The following is a 16,559-nucleotide window of genomic DNA, read 5'->3' as shown; positions in this document are numbered from 1 at the left end:
TAGTCAGAAAGGAGGTAAAAGTAAAAAAAAGAATTGCATCAAATGGTAATTGAGAACTTCAACCGAGAATCAGACGAAAGCAGTCGATAAGGCAAATACAATCATATTGGGAGGTAGAGTATGTTTAAATTTAGCAAAAAAATGTTGACGGTCATTCTTGCGGCTTCCATGAGTTTTGGCGTGTTTGCAGCAACCTCAAGTGCAGCGACAGATTATTGGCAGAATTGGACCGATGGCGGCGGTACGGTTAATGCTGTGAATGGATCGGGCGGAAATTACAGTGTGACATGGCAAAATACGGGGAACTTTGTTGTTGGTAAAGGCTGGAATGTTGGATCTCCAAACCGGACAATTAACTATAATGCTGGGGTTTGGTCTCCATCCGGCAATGGCTATTTGACACTCTACGGGTGGACAAGAAATGCACTTATTGAATATTACGTTGTAGATAGTTGGGGCACATACCGACCAACCGGAACGTTTAAAGGTACTGTCAACAGTGATGGAGGAACCTATGACATCTATACAACGATGCGATACAATGCACCTTCCATTGACGGTACACAAACCTTTGCCCAGTACTGGAGCGTAAGACAGTCGAAGAGAGCGACCGGGGTTAACTCCGCTATTACGTTCAGTAACCATGTGAACGCATGGGCAAGCAAAGGAATGAATCTGGGTAGCAGTTGGTCTTACCAGGTGTTAGCGACAGAAGGATATCAAAGCAGCGGAAGTTCCAACGTAACGGTGTGGTAAGCAAACCCATGGTGACTCATTAAATGAAAGTAAATCAGATTCTTATACATTAGGGACAGGCTCAATGCCTTTTCCTCAGTTCTACCATCAGTCCGGATATGTTGAAGGCCGTTTCAGTCAGACAAATGGCCTTCGACGTTGCCGGATGAGAATGGCAGGCATCATAGCCAATTATTTTCCCATTAGCTTAAAGGAGATCGTTCAATGAGAAAGCTGTTGATGTTCTTTTTAATAGCAACAATGCTAGTGATCAGTGCTTGTTCGCAGGATAAACCCGAACCGAAGGATAACCTTGTATTCGTGCAAGGTGGAACGTTTAAGAACAACAAGACCAATTTTGCCGGTAGAAATGTGACCCTGTCGAACTTTTATATCGGAAAATATGAGGTAACTCAAAAAGAGTGGGAAGATGTCATGGGAAATAATCCCTCCGGATTCAAAGGAGAACAATTACCCGTAGAAATGGTGAGTTGGTATGACGCGGTAGAGTATTGCAATCAAAGAAGCATACAAGAGGGCTTGAAGCCGCATTACAACATCGATAAGGGCACCCAAGACCAGAATAATAAGAATGATAACGATAATATAAAATGGACAGTAACGATTAATGAGGGAACTAACGGTTACCGACTGCCTACAGAAGCGGAATGGGAATATGCCGCAAGCGGAGGTCAGGAGAGCAAGAATTACACATACAGCGGTAGCAACAACGCCGATGAAGTCGCATGGTATTGGAAGAACGCCGGGGACAAAATCTTAACTGGAGACTGGAACTGGCCTGCCATAGAGAGCAACAAAAACAAAACCAAATCAATTGGTACCCAGCAGCCCAACGAGCTTGGAATCTACGATATGTCTGGCAATGTCAGAGAATGGTGCTGGGACTGGTACAGCGATGCTGAGAGTCAACTCCCATCATTTCGGGTTGTAAAAGGCGGAGGGTGGATCGGCGGTGTCAACAACAACGAGATTGCTTTTCGAGGCAAATTCGATGCAAATGGTTTTGGTCCGGATCAGGGTTTTCGTGTTGTTCGCGGAGAATAGTCGAAACGTTGTAAAGTACCCAACCAGACTAAACTGCTCTCCTAAGCCGCAAAGTAAGTGGTTAAAGCAAAAGAGGTGCTCAAGCTAATGATGATTAGCCAAGGCATCTCTTTTTGAATTGCTTTTATTTCAATCTAATGCAGCGATTGATCATGTTCCCCTTGTGGTACGTCAGAAGCTTGAATACGTTTAACGAAGAATCCTAGCAACAAAGCAAGAAGACTAATGAAAAAAGCAACCTGAATCGCGACTTGCATCCCGCTCACCAATCCGTTTATCGCTTCGGCAGGTGCCATGGGATCGGAAGAGGATTCCAAATATTTTTTAGTTCCGTTCGAAAATATGCTAATGAACAATGCTGTACCGATTGCTCCCGAAACCTGCTGTAACGTACTCATAATGGCAGTGCCATGTGGATAAAGCTTCTTGGGAAGTTGATTAAGCCCAGTCGTTTGTGCAGGCATCATAATCATGGAGATGCCGATCATCAAAATGATGTGAAGCGTAATTAATACTCCTGTACTCGTTCCGAGATCAACTCTGGATAGCAGGAATAAGGATACAGCTGTAATGACAAGTCCAGGTACGATCAACACTCTCGGTCCAAATTTATCGAAAAGCTTGCCAGAGATTGGAGACATGATTCCATTGGCGATACCTCCCGGCATTAATGTCAAGCCTGCTGCCAAGGCTGTCATCATCATAGCCTGCTGCATATATAGTGGCAATATAAGCGCTGTCGAGAAGAGTGTCATTGTCATGACGATCATTAGAGAGACAGTCAGAGCAAACATCGGATATTTGAATGCCCGCAAATCCATCATGGGTTCTTTGACGACCAGCTGTCGCCAGGTGAACAAGATAAGGGATATGAAGCCTGCAGTAATGGTCCAAATGACCTCTGGTTCTGACCATGATACTTCGCCGGCTGTACTGAAACCGTAAACGATACCACCGAAACCGATTGTTGAGAGTAAGATCGATAACAGATCAACCTTCGGTTTTGTAATATCAGAAACATTTTCCAAATACATAAATCCGAACACAATGGAAACCACGACTAACGGAATAACAAGGAAAAATAACCAATGCCATGATAAGGAATCAATAATAAGACCTGATAAGGTAGGACCAATAGCTGGACCGAACATGAGAACGAGACCCATCATGCCCATAGCCGCACCACGATTGCTTGGTGGAAAAATAATAAGAATGGTATTCATCATAACCGGAATCAGTAATCCAGTACCCGATGCTTGAATGATTCGTCCAATTAAAAGTACAGGAAAAGAACCGGAAAATCCGCAAATTATTGTACCTACCAAAAAGAGTAGCATCGCCGATAAAAACATCTGTCGTGTGGTAAACCATTGCTGAAGCATGGCTGTCACGGGTACCAGTATACCGATAATCAGCATATAGACAGTGGACAGCCATTGAATTGTGGACGCTCCTACTTCGAATTGCTTCATTAAATCCGGAAATGCAATACCAAGCAATGTTTCATTTAATATCGCTACAAATGCTCCTATGATCAAGGCTATGATAATGGGTCCTCGTTTTATGGAGCTTAAATCCAAATCTGTCTTCGTTGAACTACTTCCTTTTGATATCATTTTATTGCCTCCTATTGATGTGGTTTCTTTTTTTTCGTTTCATCCACTACCTAAGTATAAGGAGGTTTATTTACTCGAAATACACCGGATATTTTGTTGATTAACAATTCAAATAGTATAATAACTTTAGAAAACTAATTAGAATCGTTAAGGAGACAAGAAAGTGGAGCTTCAGCAATTAAAATATTTAGTGGAGGTTGCCAGTCAATTGCATTTTGGCCGTGCAGCTGAACGTTTACATGCTTCCCAGCAGACGGTAAGCCACCAAATTGGGCAATTAGAGAATGAGCTTGACCTCAAGCTATTCAAACGAACAACACGCAAAGTCGAATTGACTATGGCTGGAGAGGCACTATTAGCAGAAGTCCAACTCGCTTTCAAGCATTTGCAACGGGGGATAGACGAAGCCAAAAGAGCAGAAACCGGCAGAAGAGGAAGGCTGACCATCGGTTATTTTGGAATTATGCTATATACCGTTTTGCCAAGTGCTATACGGCTTTATCGTGAGCTCTATCCCGATGTCGAGATTGTTATGCAAGAGATGGAATCCGATCAAGTGGAGCAAAAACTGTTACAGGGCAAAATAGATATTGGTTTTTCAGTTGATCTAAATGACAAGCATAGTGAACACAGCATGAATTGGCTTCCGTTTTCAACGGAGCCCCTCGTCGTAGCTCTGCCCAAAAAACATCTTTTATCGGATAAACAACACATTACTCTCGCAGATTTAAAAAATGAATCCTTCGTTATCTTAAATCGGAATGATTCCCCAGCCTTGTTCGACTCCTTTATTCTGTTATGTCGCCAGGCTGGGTTCACACCCCATATTGTGCAGCAAGTGGCAAGTGACCAAGCAGTAGTCGGTCTCGTAGCCACGGGCATCGGTGTCGCTTTTGTACTTGGATGCATGAGTAAAATGTTTGAGAATGACGTTACGTTTATCCCGCTCACGGAACCAAGTTTTGAATTAACTTTGGCAATCTGCTGGCTGCGCAGCAATCAGTCCTCGCAAGTCGATCATTTTGTAGACGTCATGCGAAGCTTTAATGAAGTCTAGATATATAACATATAGCATAAGATCCGAGAAAGAAGGAGTTACTTGGAGAGTCGCCTAACAGCGGCTTTTTTTACTGTACCTGCAAGCTCGTTTTACAAGCACAGGATGGAAAACTTGTTACAAAATCATACCATTCGATTCTTTATTTTGAAGGATCAAAAAGTATCCTACGACACAAAAATGATCGGATCATACAAAAAAGTGCGTACTATTCAACGGTTAGGGCACCTGATAATCTAACATTCGAAGGGCAAGTTGAATTGTCGTTCAATATAAAAAACGTACTGAAGGGGTGGGAAAAATGCCAGCGTATCAACTTCACTTGAAAGATAAACGGATCGTATGGGGAAACGCAATAGATGTGGAGTCTCTCATTGGCACATATCCACAGGACTCGATTAGAACAGGCGAGAATGTGGCTTTGGATTGGAAATTGCCTGACGGCATATATAGAGCAAAAGAGGTCGTCATAGAGCTGGATAAACTGCTTGAGGCGATTCTGGTTCAGCTGGGCGAACCGATAAACGGTGATCCTTCGGTGTTATTGGATAGCCTTCAAGCCAATTTGGCAATCTCCGGTGATTTGTCATCGCTACCGCTTGGTCCATTAGCTTTGAAGGATAAGGCAGGTGTTGAAATTACGACACAGGCGGCACGCATTGGTGAACAATTGGTTCACTGGGCAAGAGAGATTAATTCTGAAAAGAGGGCACTGTCGCAATATGGAATAGAGACCCTTGGAGAGCTGGAATTTAGAAGTCATTGCTACGGTCATACCCTAATACCGGAAGCTATTGCTCAGGTTTGGGGTCCCGCTGGGGGGCCGAGAGTTATGCAGTTATATAATGAATACTTACACCAATTTGTGTTACTGCGGGATGCATTACTTCCTTTTGCCAATTGGGAACAAGTACCTTTTGAAGTCAAGGAACACGCGCAATTCAAAGGATTACGTTTTCTGGAGCCTGCCCGTAAGGTCTTTTTAACTCAATTGCTTGGGAAGGAATTAACGCACAAGGCGATTGTCCAGTATGCACAGAGTGTGCTTAGCTCGGGTTTGACTTCGGTAGGTTACGGCTTTCAATATCCTTTGGGAACGGTGTTGCCCGCTGGATTGGGAGAGTCGGCTGGAACGGCTGCGCGTTATCTTCTGAAATGGCATCCGGTACAAACCATTGAGACTAAAGATACAAAAGATATAGTTGCCATCTCATTGGAATATGAATATGACGATTATTATGCTGCACCACGAAATGAAGCAGGAACGGGTATACCTGGCAATAAGGATTACCTTCATATTTCAGAAGACCATAGTGATCTCCCATCCATCGCAAGGCTGCTTCCGAATACAGGGTCAGATCGAACAACCGTGCGTTTCACTGTGGAGAGAGATGGTCATGCATCATCTAGTGTAGAATCTAGTGTGGATCTTGGTCAGCTTTTCAGGGGACATCGATTTTCATATCGGCCTGAAGAGAACAACCATTCCAAGGCAGCTACTGTGAAGCGAACATCAACGAGCATTCATCAGGTAGCAGACATTTTGTCGCATTCCGGATTGGTGACAAATACGGATAATGGAGTCCATATCATACCAACAGGCGGAAATGAACTTGTACAGTGGGCTTTGTTAGGCAAGCTGTATCCCGAAAATGTGGTGTTAGTGGACAAAGGAGATCAAGAGGAGCTGGAAGCAGCTTTGGTTTCTGGGAAGGGGTATGGAACGCAATTTTTGGTGTTGTAATGCTATAAACCATTCGTGACAGATGATATGACGACGGCAGCGTACTCGTACAGAGCTGCTGCCGTCTAATTACGACTACTTTAATTTACATTAGCGATGTCGCGGCGAGAGTCATCATTGTCGCAAGATACTTCGTCGGGGAATTTCTCGATATAAGTCGTGCCAAACTTGCACAACATCTGTAGCATGGGGGCCAGTTCCTCGCCCAGATCGGACAAATAATATTCTACTTTTGGCGGTGCAACCGGATAGACCTTGCGAATAATCAGGCCGTCACTTTCAAGCATTCTGAGCTGCATTGTAATCATGCGTTGGGTTGCGTCAGGAAGAAGTCGCTGAAGCTCATTAAACCGAATGGGACCTTTAGTTAAGTGATTGAGTATAGAAATTTTCCATTTGCCGCTAAGTAAGCTCATAACAATTTCCGAGGTACAGCGATAGGTTTTATTTCTAAAGTTAATCATCCTCCAACACATCTCTTTCACTTTGATTTTGTACTCCCCACTCACATAAACCTTCCAGAACGGGCAATAACGTTTCCGCTTTATCGGTCAGTCTGTACTCGACTTTAGGCGGGACTTGAGGATACTCTTTCCGTTCGACCATACCATCCGCTTCCAATTCTTTTAGTTGTGAACTCAGTGTTTTAAACGTAATCGCTCCAATTTGTCTTTTCAGTTCATTAAAGCGTACCGGTTGGTTTTCTGCTAAAAGATAAATAATGACCATCTTCCATTTGCCGCCAATGACAGACAATGTATAGCCAAAAGGCGTATCTTGAATATGTTTAACCTTACCTTGATATTCAGCCATGCTCATATTTATGCTATCCTTTCGGGTAGTACCTGTCATAATTGTGCGTACTACTTTTTGATTTGCGTTCAGTTTATACTAACCTTACTTTGAAGTAAAGGAGAGAAAACATGAATCAAAAAACAATACGTCTGTTAATGCCACAATGGCAAGGCGGGAATAATCCTAACTACTCTTTTGGCGCGGAACTGCTTGCCTGGCTGGCTCCTGATAATGATCAACCACTGATTCAAGTTCCTGTACAAGCATATGATGGAACTCCACTGGAAAACGAGAATGGTGTAAATGGGAGGAAACAACTCCTTGAACAATTGGAAGCAGCCCAGCATATTATTCATGCTCACAAGCCTGACCGCATCGTCATGTTTGGTGGAGACTGCTTGGTCGAACAAGCTCCGTTTGCCTATTTAAACGAACGGTATAATGGAGAGTTAGGCTTGATCTGGATCGATGCGCACAGTGATTTGGTTGGTTACGTGGGATATGATAACGGACATACGCTACCACTGGGCAATCTTTTGGGAGAAGGGGATGAGGAGTTTGCACAACATGTAAAAATTCCTCTACAACCTGAAAATGTCTTTATCGCGGGGTTGGCAACGCCTACAGAACAGGAGGGCGAAGTGATCTCAGAAGCGTTTGAACGATTAGGTATAACGACTGTAGAATCAGATACAGAAATGATTCAAAGACTTGGCATTAGAACTTCCGGAGCTGAAGAGTTAACAAAAAGTACGGAATCCATAAAAGAGTGGATCAAAGAAAGCGGTATTAAGCATCTCGCTATTCACCTGGATCTAGATGTGCTTGATCCTAAGGCTTTTCGTTCGTTATTATTCGCGAATCCTGAAGGACCTTATACGTTCTCTCCTGCGGGCAGCTTGCAAATCTCCCAGCTCCTGCATCTACTCAAAGAACTATCGGAAGAAACAGATGTGGTGGGATTGGGTATAACCGAGCACATGCCATGGGATGCAATTAACCTGAAAAACCTGCTGGGGGAAATACCTATTTTAAATAAGTGAAATTATATGCGAGGGCTAATCATCGCTGAACAATATAATTTATCTCACCAAAGCAAAAAAAAGGGCCGTATATGACTACGGCTCCTTTTGTTTATCTTTCTTATTACTTGCCTCTGAATGAGAGCTTCAATGAAAAGGAACTGAACGATCTTCCGGAAGGGTCAGATATCAAGTTTACGTGTACCGATCCACTTCACCATCTCTGGGTCGTTATGAGAAAAGAATAGACTCTGCTTCGTATCTAATGCAGTAATCGATTCCATATCATCTTGGCTTAATTCAAAATCAAAGATATTGAAGTTCTCAACAATTCTTTCTTTACGAACAGACTTCGGAATGACAACGACATCTCTTTGTGTCAACCAGCGCAAAACGACCTGAGCAACAGATTTATTCACTTTTTTCCCAATGGATAGCAATACATCATTCTGGAAAAGATCATTTCTTCCTTCAGCAAAAGGCGCCCAGGATTGAATCTGAACATTATTCTCTTTCATAAAAGCAGCACTTTCGATTTGTTGATTGAAAGGGTGTGTTTCAACCTGGTTTACGGCAGGAACTACCTCGGTATGAATGATTAAATCGATCAGACGATCCATCTGGAAGTTACTAACCCCAATGGCACGGACCTTTCCTTCACGATACAATTCCTCCATTGCACGCCAAGAGCCGTACACATCGCCAAAAGGCTGATGAATTAAATACAGATCCAACACATCCAATTGCAATCGTTCCAGAGATTTTTGGAATGCTTTTTTAGTGTTTTCATATCCAGTATCCTGAACCCAAAGCTTTGTAGTAATAAATAACTCTTCTCTTGGGACACCACTTCGTTTAATGGCTCGACCAACGGCTTCTTCGTTCAGATATGAGGCAGCTGTATCAATCAGGCGATATCCTGCCATAATGGCATCGTAAACGGTTTGTTCGCATTCATTTTGATCTGCAATTTGATAAACACCAAAACCCATAATGGGCATCTCCACACCATTGTTAAGTATTACTTTTTCCATGTTAAAGCCCTCCTTTTTATATATTTATTATGTACCAAATCATAATTCTAGCGTTATATCATTCATATCAAATGTTTGCCTAATTATCTCACAGGACGTATAAAATTGATTTTTGACCTTCAAGTAAAAGACTTCTATTCTGCCTCGAATAGAAGTCTTAGGATTCTCCTTTAAAAATTACCCTTGCTCAAAACGTCCAAGCGGATCAAAAGAACTAAGCTTTCTTTTATAGCTTGACCCAGGCTACCAGGCCATCGGGTTGATCCGGGTTAATACCGTGCCGTTCGGCATTAGCCAAAGCGGCTATTTGCGAGATGAAAATGAAAGGAATACCCCGTACTGCTGTGTTAAGTGGATGACTTGTTGTGATCTCAAGGTCTATGAACTCTTGCGGGATGCCCATCGCCCGATCGGCAAATGTAATAATGGTGGCTCCACGCTCCTTAATATCCCTCAACAGATTGCGTTGATGCTCAATACCACTGTCCGATAAGGCAGCGATCACTAAAGTATCCGAGCTTACGGTGACCATCGGCCCGTGCCGAACGTCAAGAAGATGGTATGCGTGGGCTTGTGTCTTGGCAATCTCGGTCAGAGCGATGGCGCCCTCGGCTGCCAGCCCTTGTAGTTCACCGTCTGCGAGCAGGACTGCGTTTGTCCAATTGAAGTTGGAGACGCGGCGGATGCTGTCCTCTACACGTGCCATGTAGGCTTCACCTTGATGAATCGCTTCCTGCATATCGATAATCAGCTCCTCATCACCAGCAAGAAAAGCGGCAAGCAGCAGATTGGCTGCATACAGATTGGTTACTGTGCGGGTCTGGCAAACGCTATGGTCGAAAGCCCAGGGCAGTTCCAGAGGGAAATCGGCGCTTTTGGATAACGGCGAGTCCGTTACACAAGAAATCGTTAATAAAGGAATACGTCGATCAGACTGGAGCAAACGCAATGCTTCAACGACTTCACTCGTACTGCCAGATCGTGACGGCGCTATGATCAGACTACCCTCCAGCATGGGACGATAGCGGTCTGCATGGAGCATGAGATCACCCGCGGCAAGTGACATTGCAGGCAGGCCGGCACGCAAACGGAAGGAAAAAGCGGCCGCTTCGCTCAAGCAATAACTGGACCCGGCGCCAACAAAGGTTACGGAGGTAATCGCTTGAGCTTGGACAAAGGCAGTAAATTCCGTGCGCTTGGCCAGTAAATAGTTGTACGTCTGCTGCAGGGCCTTATATTGTTCTTTTACTTCACGATAAGTCAAACTCATAAAAAATACCTCCCGGGAATGATTTAGATTGATAACTTCAGTTTGTGATCTTTTCGATCAAATATATAGTTATATGATTGTGTTAATCATAATTATGCCTTTACAACGCACTAAATTGCAATAGTTTTCCAAAATAATGATTGATTTAATCAAATAAAAAGATTATTATGATCACAAGCTAGAAATTATCAAATGTTTTCCCATACTCATCTGACCCGTGAAGGGAGGTGCAGGATCGTTCAAATCGTCGCGAGCGACGAAACCTTAAAAGGGGGAATGGATATGCCACTGATCTCGTCCACTGAAATGCTGCAAACAGCTCGCAGAGACCAATACGCCATCGCTGCATTTAATGTTCATACCCTGGAGATGCTTCAGGCTGTCGTTGAAGCGGCTGTAGAAACTGAGTCACCACTCATTATTCAAACTACGGTGGGTACAGTCAACCACTTGGGTCCAGATTACATTGCTCATGCGGCTAAAACCGCAGCGGACTTGACGGATATCCCTATCGCACTTCATTTGGATCACTGCACTGATTTTTCAACGATTATCCGATGCATACGAGCAGGTTATACCTCTGTAATGATCGATGCATCCATGTATCCTTTTGAAGAAAACGTGAACCTAACCCGTAAAGTGATGGAGGTTGCCCAGGCATCTGGCGTAAACGTGGAGGCAGAGCTTGGCAAGGTTGGCGGCGTTGAGGACGATATTGTCGTTGAGGAACAGCATGCTTCCCTAGCAGATCCGGAAGATTGCGTACAATTTGTTGAACGCACCGGCGTAACTACCCTCGCTCCAGCAATTGGTACCGCACACGGTATTTATAAGGGACAGCCGAACATAGATTTTGTACGAATTGAAACCATTGCGAATCGAGTATCGGTTCCTTTGGTGCTGCACGGTGGTTCGGGCATTCCAGCTGAACAGATTCATCGGGCGGTTGCACTGGGGATGTCCAAGGTAAACATAGCCACAGAGCTGCGTATTGCTTTTTCCGAAGCTATCAAAGATGTATTTGTAATCCATCCAGAAGAGAATGATCCACGCAAATACATGGCTCCGGCGAAGGAAGCAGTTAAACGGCTTGCCATGGAGAAAATACGGTTATGTGGAAGCACTGGCAAAGCCGGCGTAGTCCGATGATTACCACAGTTACACTCCATGCGGCCATCGACCGGACGTTGTATGTTGACAAGTTTGGCGTAGGTCAAGTGCATCGAGTGACAAGACAGGTTAATGAGCCAGGTGGCAAAGGCAATAACGTAGCCAAGGTGATCCGGCAGCTCGGCGGTGAAGTCACAGCTACAGGCATTATTGCCGGCAATAACGGTGTATTTATTGAGAGAAATCTGACTGAACGGGGAATACGGACTGCTTTTATCCAATCAGAGGGAGACTCCCGAGTCTGCCTTAACATTGTGGACGATTCCAGTGGTACCTCTACAGAGCTGCTTGGGCAGGGCCCAACCATGTCAGAAGCCGAAGTTGAAGCGATCAAGAAAAAAGTACAGGAGCTCGCCACTCAGTCCAGTGCAGTTGTGATGTCTGGAAGTTTACCCCCAGGTGCGCCGGACACATTGTACGCAGAATTAATTTGTATTGTCCGTTCAGTAGGAACGAGAGCCTTTCTGGATACAGGTGGAACAAGTTTCAGCATTGGACTGAGTGCAACGCCCCATTTCGTGAAGCCAAATGAACTGGAACTGGCCGAGTGGCTGGGGCAAAAGCCGAAAGACATTAACGGATGGGCCCGTGCAGCGCACAGGTTGGCGCATCAGGGCATTGACGAGGTGTGCATAACACTCGGCAGTGACGGTGCTCTGGCTATTTTAAATGGAAAAGCATATCTGGCAAAACCGCCATCCATTCAGCCTGTGAATACGGTAGGTTGCGGAGACGCCTTTGTTGCCGGCATGGCATATGCAGGAGAACGCGGTGATTCGCCCGACTCCAGACTGCGTATGGCTATCGCGGCTGCCGCAGCGAATGCAATGTCTTCCAAAGCAGGTGACATCGATCATGTACTCTTTGAGAAGTACGTACATCAGGTGCAAATTATACCTTTATGATAGTTGAAGGTTTGGAAAACCAGCTTCATATCCCTCATGAATAACCGTTAGATAGATGCTTTTCTTATGGGATGCAGTTCATGTCGACATATTGCAATCCATCCTTTCATCCTACACAATAGAGCTAGCACGGGCTGAAGTTAACGGATATCATGCAGGCCCAGACATATTAAAGGAGAGACTTATGCAATATTCAAAGGGTGAACTGCGCAGAGCACAAACATTGGAACTGATTAAATCGCATGGGAAAATATCGCTGCAAGAGATTGTCCAGACGGTTGGCTGCTCGGAAGCAACCGCAAGACGTGACTTGGACGCACTTGAAAAAGCGGGCGAGATTATTCGAACAAATGGGGGAGCCATATATGAAGGAGGCCTGACGTCGGCGGTATCGGAGCTGCCTTTTGCAGCAAAACGCGATTTCCGACGGATGGATAAGGAACGGATTGCGGCCACGGCGGCAGCCCTTGTTAAAGAGGGAGACATTATCTGCCTGACGGGAGGTACAACGACGTTCTTTATTGCGAAAGCACTCAAAACGCACCGTAATATTACGATTGTCACCAACGCGGTGAATATTGCTTATGAATTGGCTGATGCCGAAGATATTCAGGTCGTCGTGATTGGCGGCGTTATGCGGTCTAAAAGCTACGAGTTATGCGGTCCGCTGGCGGAAAGCGTAATCGACAAAATTAACATTACGAAAATGTTTCTCGGGGTGGACGGAGTAACGCAGAATTTCGGCTTTACGATGCATTCCGAGCTTGAAGCTCGTATTGCCCAATTAACAATGGAACGTTCCAGCGAGGTTTATGCTGTATTCGATCAAAGCAAGATTGAGAAAAGTGCTTTGTTTACGATTGCTCCCTTAACTCAGGTGACTGGAGTGATTACGAATAAACAGCCGGAGGGATGGTTTGAGCAGGCGTGCCGGGAGCATCAGATTGCGATACATACAACTTCAGACCACATTGCTTCTATATAAATACACGTAAAACTCAAATGTCCTTCCCTTCATATGCTGGCTAATTTGCAGGACAAGGGAGGATATGCGAATGCATTTTTCCAAGTTTATGCTGATCATTGCGATGGTTTGTGTTGTATTCGCTGAAGCGGGCTGTTCCAGCTCCTCCTCTTCAGGCGGCGATACATCCGCAGACCCGCAAGGTAAGGTGAATCTGGTCTTTTGGAGTCATCAGGAAGACGCCATTGTGGGCGCATACAAGAAATTAATATCCAAATACCAGACCTTACACCCCGATATAACGATCGAGTATCAGACCTTTCCATATGATGTATACAGCCAGAAGCTGAAAGCCTCATTCTCCGCGAAGAAACCACCCGATATTGCCGAATTTTTCGGCACGTGGGTTCCCGAATATTCCAAGAACGACCTGCTTGTCGAAATCCCTGATAGTGAAAATGTAAAAAAAGAGTACTATGATGCTCCCCTTGGGGGATATTTGCGAGATAACAAGTTATATGGGCTGCCACTTGAGTACAACATTGAGAATGGCGGCATGTTGATTCACCCGCAAATGCTCAAAGACCAAGGCTTCGATCACGCACCGTCCAACTGGACAGAGCTTGTGGACTACGCCAAAAAATTGACTGTCCGTGAGAACAATGTCATCAAAGTCAAAGGCTTCGATTTTGTATCTGCAGACAATATTACGTTTACTTTCTTATCCCTTATTTTGCAGCAAGGTGCAAGTTTTATGGGTGAAGACGAACATGTTAATTTCCACTCACCGGAGGCGGAGAAAGCGATGTCCACCTTGGTTTCGCTCGTGGCCGATGACAAAGTTGCGGATTTAACCACGTTCGGAAGCGAGCTGGATACCTCTGACTATTTTTTTCAGGGGAAATCAGCCATGACCTATCGCGGTCCGTGGACGATTGCTGCGGGACAGAACAACTACAAAGTTGATGATTTTGAATACGTTTCCGTGCCTTCCTTTACGGAAAATCCACCTGTTTTTGCTGCCGAATCCGGTTGGGGGCTAGCGGTGTCCAAGAAAAGCAAACAACAGGAGGCTGCGCTTGATTTCATCCAATTCATCTCGGAGAAGGACAACCTCTCGACCTGGAATACGGATACCTTTACCGTTCCAGCCAAAAAAGAAATTGCCGAAAACCCGGAATTCCTGAAGAACAATCCTCATCTAAAGCCCTCGCTGGACATATTGGCGTTAGGTCAATGGATCGGTCCTATAGCAGACCGGGATTTCTTCTTCAAGCAGGTTAACGACAATTTCCAACTGATGGCCAGTGGGCAGCAGAATGTTCAGGACGGGTTAGCGAACATCGAACAGACAATCAATGATAATCAGGATCAACATAAGTGATAGGGGTGCTGGGGTATGAGTACTGCTATATCTACCAACAAGGCGGAAAAGGTTAACCCAGCGGTAAAGTCAACAGCTTACAGGGCAAAACGAAGGTTCATCATCATCTCACTCGTACCGATCTTGCTTCTGTTCGGGGTGTTTGCTTTCCTTCCCATCGCTTGGAGCCTGGGCTTGTCCGCATTCAAGTATGATCCGCTCAGCTCAAACGCGATATTCGTGGGGGCGCAGAACTACATTCGTATGTTTCAGGACTCCATCTTTCTGAAGTCATTGTGGGTAACCTTCAAATTTGTATTTATCGCCGTATTGATCAACATTGTTATTACACTGTTGATTGCTTCAGCGATACAGCGAGTCCGCATCCCTTGGCTCAAAAATGGCTTTCGGACCGTATTTTTTCTTCCCACGATCGCTCCGCTGGCGGGAACGGCTATCGTATGGAATACCATGTTCAATTACAATGACGGCTTGTTCAACATGATTCTCGCCAAGCTGAATATGGCGCCGATCCAGTGGCTCAGTGATCCGCATTATGCGCTCTATTCCATCATTATGATGACCTTGTGGGCTGATATTGGCTATAATATCGTTCTTTTCATTGCTGGACTCGATTCTATCCCGGATATGTACTATGAAGCAGCGACGCTGGAGGGAGCGGGCCGATGGCATGTCTTTCTTCACATCACACTGCCACTGCTGCGCAGAACGTTGCTGTTTGTATCCATCACGACAGTTGTTTCCTATTTTCAGGCCTTCCCACAATTTCAGATTATGACCAAGGGCGGACCCTTCAACGAAACACGAGTGCTGTCATTGCAAATCTATGAACAGGCATTCTCCAGCTCCAATATGGGGTACGCATCTGCTATGGCAACCGTATTTCTAATGATCATCCTGCTTGTGACGCTACTGCAACTTCGGTGGGGACGCACGCAATGGGAACATTGAGAGGAGAGGGGAGAAGAAGCCGATGCCGCGTAAATTCAGCCTGTGGGAAGGGTTTACTATCGCAGTTCTTGCAGTTATAGCTTGTGTTATGCTTTTGCCTTATGTATGGATGGTGCTGTCATCACTAAAAAGTAACATGGACATCGTCTCGGGTTCCGGCGGTTTTTTTCCAAGTAAGCCGAGTCTGGACGGATACCGAACGGTTTTTAGCGAGGCGCCGTTTGTCACGTGGTTGCTGAACAGTCTGGTGACTTCCGTCATTATAACAGTGGTGACCTTGTTTACTAGCGCTCTAGCCGGATATGTTTTTGCCAAGCATCAGTTTAAAGGCAAGAAACTGCTATTCATTTTGATCCTGGCAACCATGATGATTCCCTTTCAGGTTATTATGATTCCCACGTATCTGATCACCGCTGAGCTTGGACTGGTTAACCATTTGCTGGCGATTATTTTGCCTAATCTGGTTAGCTCCTACGGCGTATTTCTGGCCAAGCAATTCATAGAAGAGATTCCACAGGAGCTGCTGGAGGCAGCAAGGATGGACGGTTCTGGCGAATTCAGGCTGATGCTTCGTATCGTTATGCCGCTTATTCTGCCGATGTTGTCAGCGTTGGGGATATTCACGTTTATGAACTCCTGGAACAACTATCTGTGGCCATTGATTGTATTAAATGATGAGAGCAAGATGACCGTTCCACTGGCATTGGTCTATTTTAATGGAACGCATCAGGTCAATTACAACGTCGTTATGTCAGCTGCGGTACTGATTACAATACCGGTTATTATAATGTTCCTGATCTTCCAGAAGCAATTTATTAAAGGCCTAGCTATGACGGGCATGAAATAA

General features: G+C 44.9%; 16 protein-coding genes. 11 read left to right on the top strand and 5 right to left on the bottom strand.

The features are described from left to right. Nucleotides 1-120: 120 nt before the first annotated feature. On the top strand, nt 121-756 hold the full coding sequence (locus ACR1R9_RS12180; protein ID WP_076288544.1) for a glycoside hydrolase family 11 protein: 636 nt from the start codon (nt 121-123) through the stop codon (nt 754-756). Nucleotides 757-960: 204 nt separating this feature from the next. Next, the gene (locus tag ACR1R9_RS12175) at nt 961-1,800 is read left to right on the top strand and encodes a formylglycine-generating enzyme family protein (RefSeq protein WP_433923593.1); all 840 of its coding nucleotides are present in this window, start codon (nt 961-963) and stop codon (nt 1,798-1,800) included. A 134-nt stretch (nt 1,801-1,934) separates the two neighbouring features. Here ACR1R9_RS12175 and ACR1R9_RS12170 read toward each other — a convergent pair whose 3' ends face one another. After that, the gene (locus tag ACR1R9_RS12170; protein WP_433923594.1) at nt 1,935-3,416 is read right to left on the bottom strand and encodes a DHA2 family efflux MFS transporter permease subunit; all 1,482 of its coding nucleotides are present in this window, start codon (nt 3,414-3,416) and stop codon (nt 1,935-1,937) included. A 163-nt stretch (nt 3,417-3,579) separates the two neighbouring features. Between ACR1R9_RS12170 and ACR1R9_RS12165 the strand changes: the two genes are divergently transcribed. Both ACR1R9_RS12165 and ACR1R9_RS12160 read left to right on the top strand, forming a co-directional pair. Next, nucleotides 3,580-4,473: a LysR family transcriptional regulator gene (locus ACR1R9_RS12165; protein ID WP_433923595.1), complete on the top strand. Its 894-nt coding sequence runs from the start codon at nt 3,580-3,582 to the stop codon at nt 4,471-4,473. Between the two features lie 301 nt (nt 4,474-4,774). After that, a complete protein-coding gene (locus tag ACR1R9_RS12160) occupies nt 4,775-6,217 on the top strand; it encodes a hypothetical protein (protein ID WP_433923596.1) in 1,443 nt (480 codons plus the stop codon). 80 nt (nt 6,218-6,297) lie between these two features. On the opposite strand, the gene ACR1R9_RS12155 is transcribed toward ACR1R9_RS12160, so the two are convergent. Together ACR1R9_RS12155 and ACR1R9_RS12150 are read right to left on the bottom strand one after the other, a co-directional pair. Beyond that, complete coding sequence (locus ACR1R9_RS12155; protein WP_063565020.1) at nt 6,298-6,681, bottom strand: winged helix-turn-helix transcriptional regulator; 384 nt, start codon at nt 6,679-6,681, stop codon at nt 6,298-6,300. Next, complete coding sequence (locus ACR1R9_RS12150) at nt 6,674-7,036, bottom strand: winged helix-turn-helix transcriptional regulator (protein WP_063565019.1); 363 nt, start codon at nt 7,034-7,036, stop codon at nt 6,674-6,676. The genes ACR1R9_RS12155 and ACR1R9_RS12150 overlap by 8 nt, the downstream gene beginning before the upstream one ends. A gap of 104 nt (nt 7,037-7,140) precedes the next feature. On the opposite strand from ACR1R9_RS12150, the gene ACR1R9_RS12145 reads away from it, so the two are divergent. Further along, complete coding sequence (locus tag ACR1R9_RS12145) at nt 7,141-8,055, top strand: arginase family protein (RefSeq protein ID WP_433923597.1); 915 nt, start codon at nt 7,141-7,143, stop codon at nt 8,053-8,055. Nucleotides 8,056-8,216: 161 nt separating this feature from the next. Here the strand turns inward: ACR1R9_RS12145 and ACR1R9_RS12140 are convergent, their stop codons facing one another. Continuing rightward, nucleotides 8,217-9,068, bottom strand: a complete 852-nt coding sequence (locus ACR1R9_RS12140; RefSeq protein ID WP_433923598.1) for an aldo/keto reductase — start codon at nt 9,066-9,068, stop codon at nt 8,217-8,219. Between the two features lie 226 nt (nt 9,069-9,294). Next, nucleotides 9,295-10,338, bottom strand: coding sequence for an SIS domain-containing protein (locus ACR1R9_RS12135; RefSeq protein WP_099854110.1), 1,044 nt, complete (start codon nt 10,336-10,338; stop codon nt 9,295-9,297). A 282-nt stretch (nt 10,339-10,620) separates the two neighbouring features. Here ACR1R9_RS12135 and fba point away from each other — a divergent pair, with 282 nt between their 5' ends. From fba to ACR1R9_RS12105, 6 genes are all read left to right on the top strand, one after another. Further along, nucleotides 10,621-11,487 carry a class II fructose-1,6-bisphosphate aldolase gene (gene fba, locus ACR1R9_RS12130; RefSeq protein WP_076288552.1) on the top strand — a complete coding sequence of 289 codons (867 nt, stop codon included), beginning with the start codon at nt 10,621-10,623 and terminating at the stop codon, nt 11,485-11,487. Further along, nucleotides 11,484-12,413 carry a 1-phosphofructokinase family hexose kinase gene (locus ACR1R9_RS12125; protein ID WP_433923599.1) on the top strand — a complete coding sequence of 310 codons (930 nt, stop codon included), beginning with the start codon at nt 11,484-11,486 and terminating at the stop codon, nt 12,411-12,413. The genes fba and ACR1R9_RS12125 overlap by 4 nt, the downstream gene beginning before the upstream one ends. 184 nt (nt 12,414-12,597) lie before the next feature. Next, nucleotides 12,598-13,398 carry a DeoR/GlpR family DNA-binding transcription regulator gene (locus ACR1R9_RS12120; RefSeq protein ID WP_433923600.1) on the top strand — a complete coding sequence of 267 codons (801 nt, stop codon included), beginning with the start codon at nt 12,598-12,600 and terminating at the stop codon, nt 13,396-13,398. Between the two features lie 70 nt (nt 13,399-13,468). Then, entirely contained in the window at nt 13,469-14,761 is a 1,293-nt protein-coding gene (locus tag ACR1R9_RS12115) for an ABC transporter substrate-binding protein (protein ID WP_175382830.1), read from the top strand. A 15-nt stretch (nt 14,762-14,776) separates the two neighbouring features. Next, nucleotides 14,777-15,712: a carbohydrate ABC transporter permease gene (locus ACR1R9_RS12110; RefSeq protein WP_175382831.1), complete on the top strand. Its 936-nt coding sequence runs from the start codon at nt 14,777-14,779 to the stop codon at nt 15,710-15,712. Between the two features lie 22 nt (nt 15,713-15,734). After that, nucleotides 15,735-16,559, top strand: a complete 825-nt coding sequence (locus tag ACR1R9_RS12105) for a carbohydrate ABC transporter permease (protein WP_076288557.1) — start codon at nt 15,735-15,737, stop codon at nt 16,557-16,559.

Source organism: Paenibacillus taichungensis, assembly GCF_050994985.1.
Classification (GTDB): Bacteria; Bacillota; Bacilli; order Paenibacillales; family Paenibacillaceae; genus Paenibacillus; species Paenibacillus taichungensis.
This window is presented reverse-complemented; position numbering and strand designations above follow the sequence as displayed.

Excerpts from the sequence above, each read along its gene's own strand:
- ACR1R9_RS12150 (WP_063565019.1), bottom strand. The coding sequence starts at position 7,036 with ATGAGCATGGCTGAATATCAAGGTAAGGTTAAACATATTCAAGATACG.
- ACR1R9_RS12105 (WP_076288557.1), top strand. The coding sequence starts at position 15,735 with ATGCCGCGTAAATTCAGCCTGTGGGAAGGGTTTACTATCGCAGTTCTT.
- ACR1R9_RS12160 (WP_433923596.1), top strand. The coding sequence starts at position 4,775 with ATGCCAGCGTATCAACTTCACTTGAAAGATAAACGGATCGTATGGGGA.
- ACR1R9_RS12140 (WP_433923598.1), bottom strand. The coding sequence starts at position 9,068 with ATGGAAAAAGTAATACTTAACAATGGTGTGGAGATGCCCATTATGGGT.
- ACR1R9_RS12180 (WP_076288544.1), top strand. The coding sequence starts at position 121 with ATGTTTAAATTTAGCAAAAAAATGTTGACGGTCATTCTTGCGGCTTCC.
- ACR1R9_RS12175 (WP_433923593.1), top strand. The coding sequence starts at position 961 with ATGAGAAAGCTGTTGATGTTCTTTTTAATAGCAACAATGCTAGTGATC.
- ACR1R9_RS12155 (WP_063565020.1), bottom strand. The coding sequence starts at position 6,681 with ATGATTAACTTTAGAAATAAAACCTATCGCTGTACCTCGGAAATTGTT.
- ACR1R9_RS12120 (WP_433923600.1), top strand. The coding sequence starts at position 12,598 with ATGCAATATTCAAAGGGTGAACTGCGCAGAGCACAAACATTGGAACTG.
- ACR1R9_RS12145 (WP_433923597.1), top strand. The coding sequence starts at position 7,141 with ATGAATCAAAAAACAATACGTCTGTTAATGCCACAATGGCAAGGCGGG.
- ACR1R9_RS12110 (WP_175382831.1), top strand. The coding sequence starts at position 14,777 with ATGAGTACTGCTATATCTACCAACAAGGCGGAAAAGGTTAACCCAGCG.
- ACR1R9_RS12170 (WP_433923594.1), bottom strand. The coding sequence starts at position 3,416 with ATGATATCAAAAGGAAGTAGTTCAACGAAGACAGATTTGGATTTAAGC.
- fba (WP_076288552.1), top strand. The coding sequence starts at position 10,621 with ATGCCACTGATCTCGTCCACTGAAATGCTGCAAACAGCTCGCAGAGAC.
- ACR1R9_RS12125 (WP_433923599.1), top strand. The coding sequence starts at position 11,484 with ATGATTACCACAGTTACACTCCATGCGGCCATCGACCGGACGTTGTAT.
- ACR1R9_RS12115 (WP_175382830.1), top strand. The coding sequence starts at position 13,469 with ATGCATTTTTCCAAGTTTATGCTGATCATTGCGATGGTTTGTGTTGTA.
- ACR1R9_RS12135 (WP_099854110.1), bottom strand. The coding sequence starts at position 10,338 with ATGAGTTTGACTTATCGTGAAGTAAAAGAACAATATAAGGCCCTGCAG.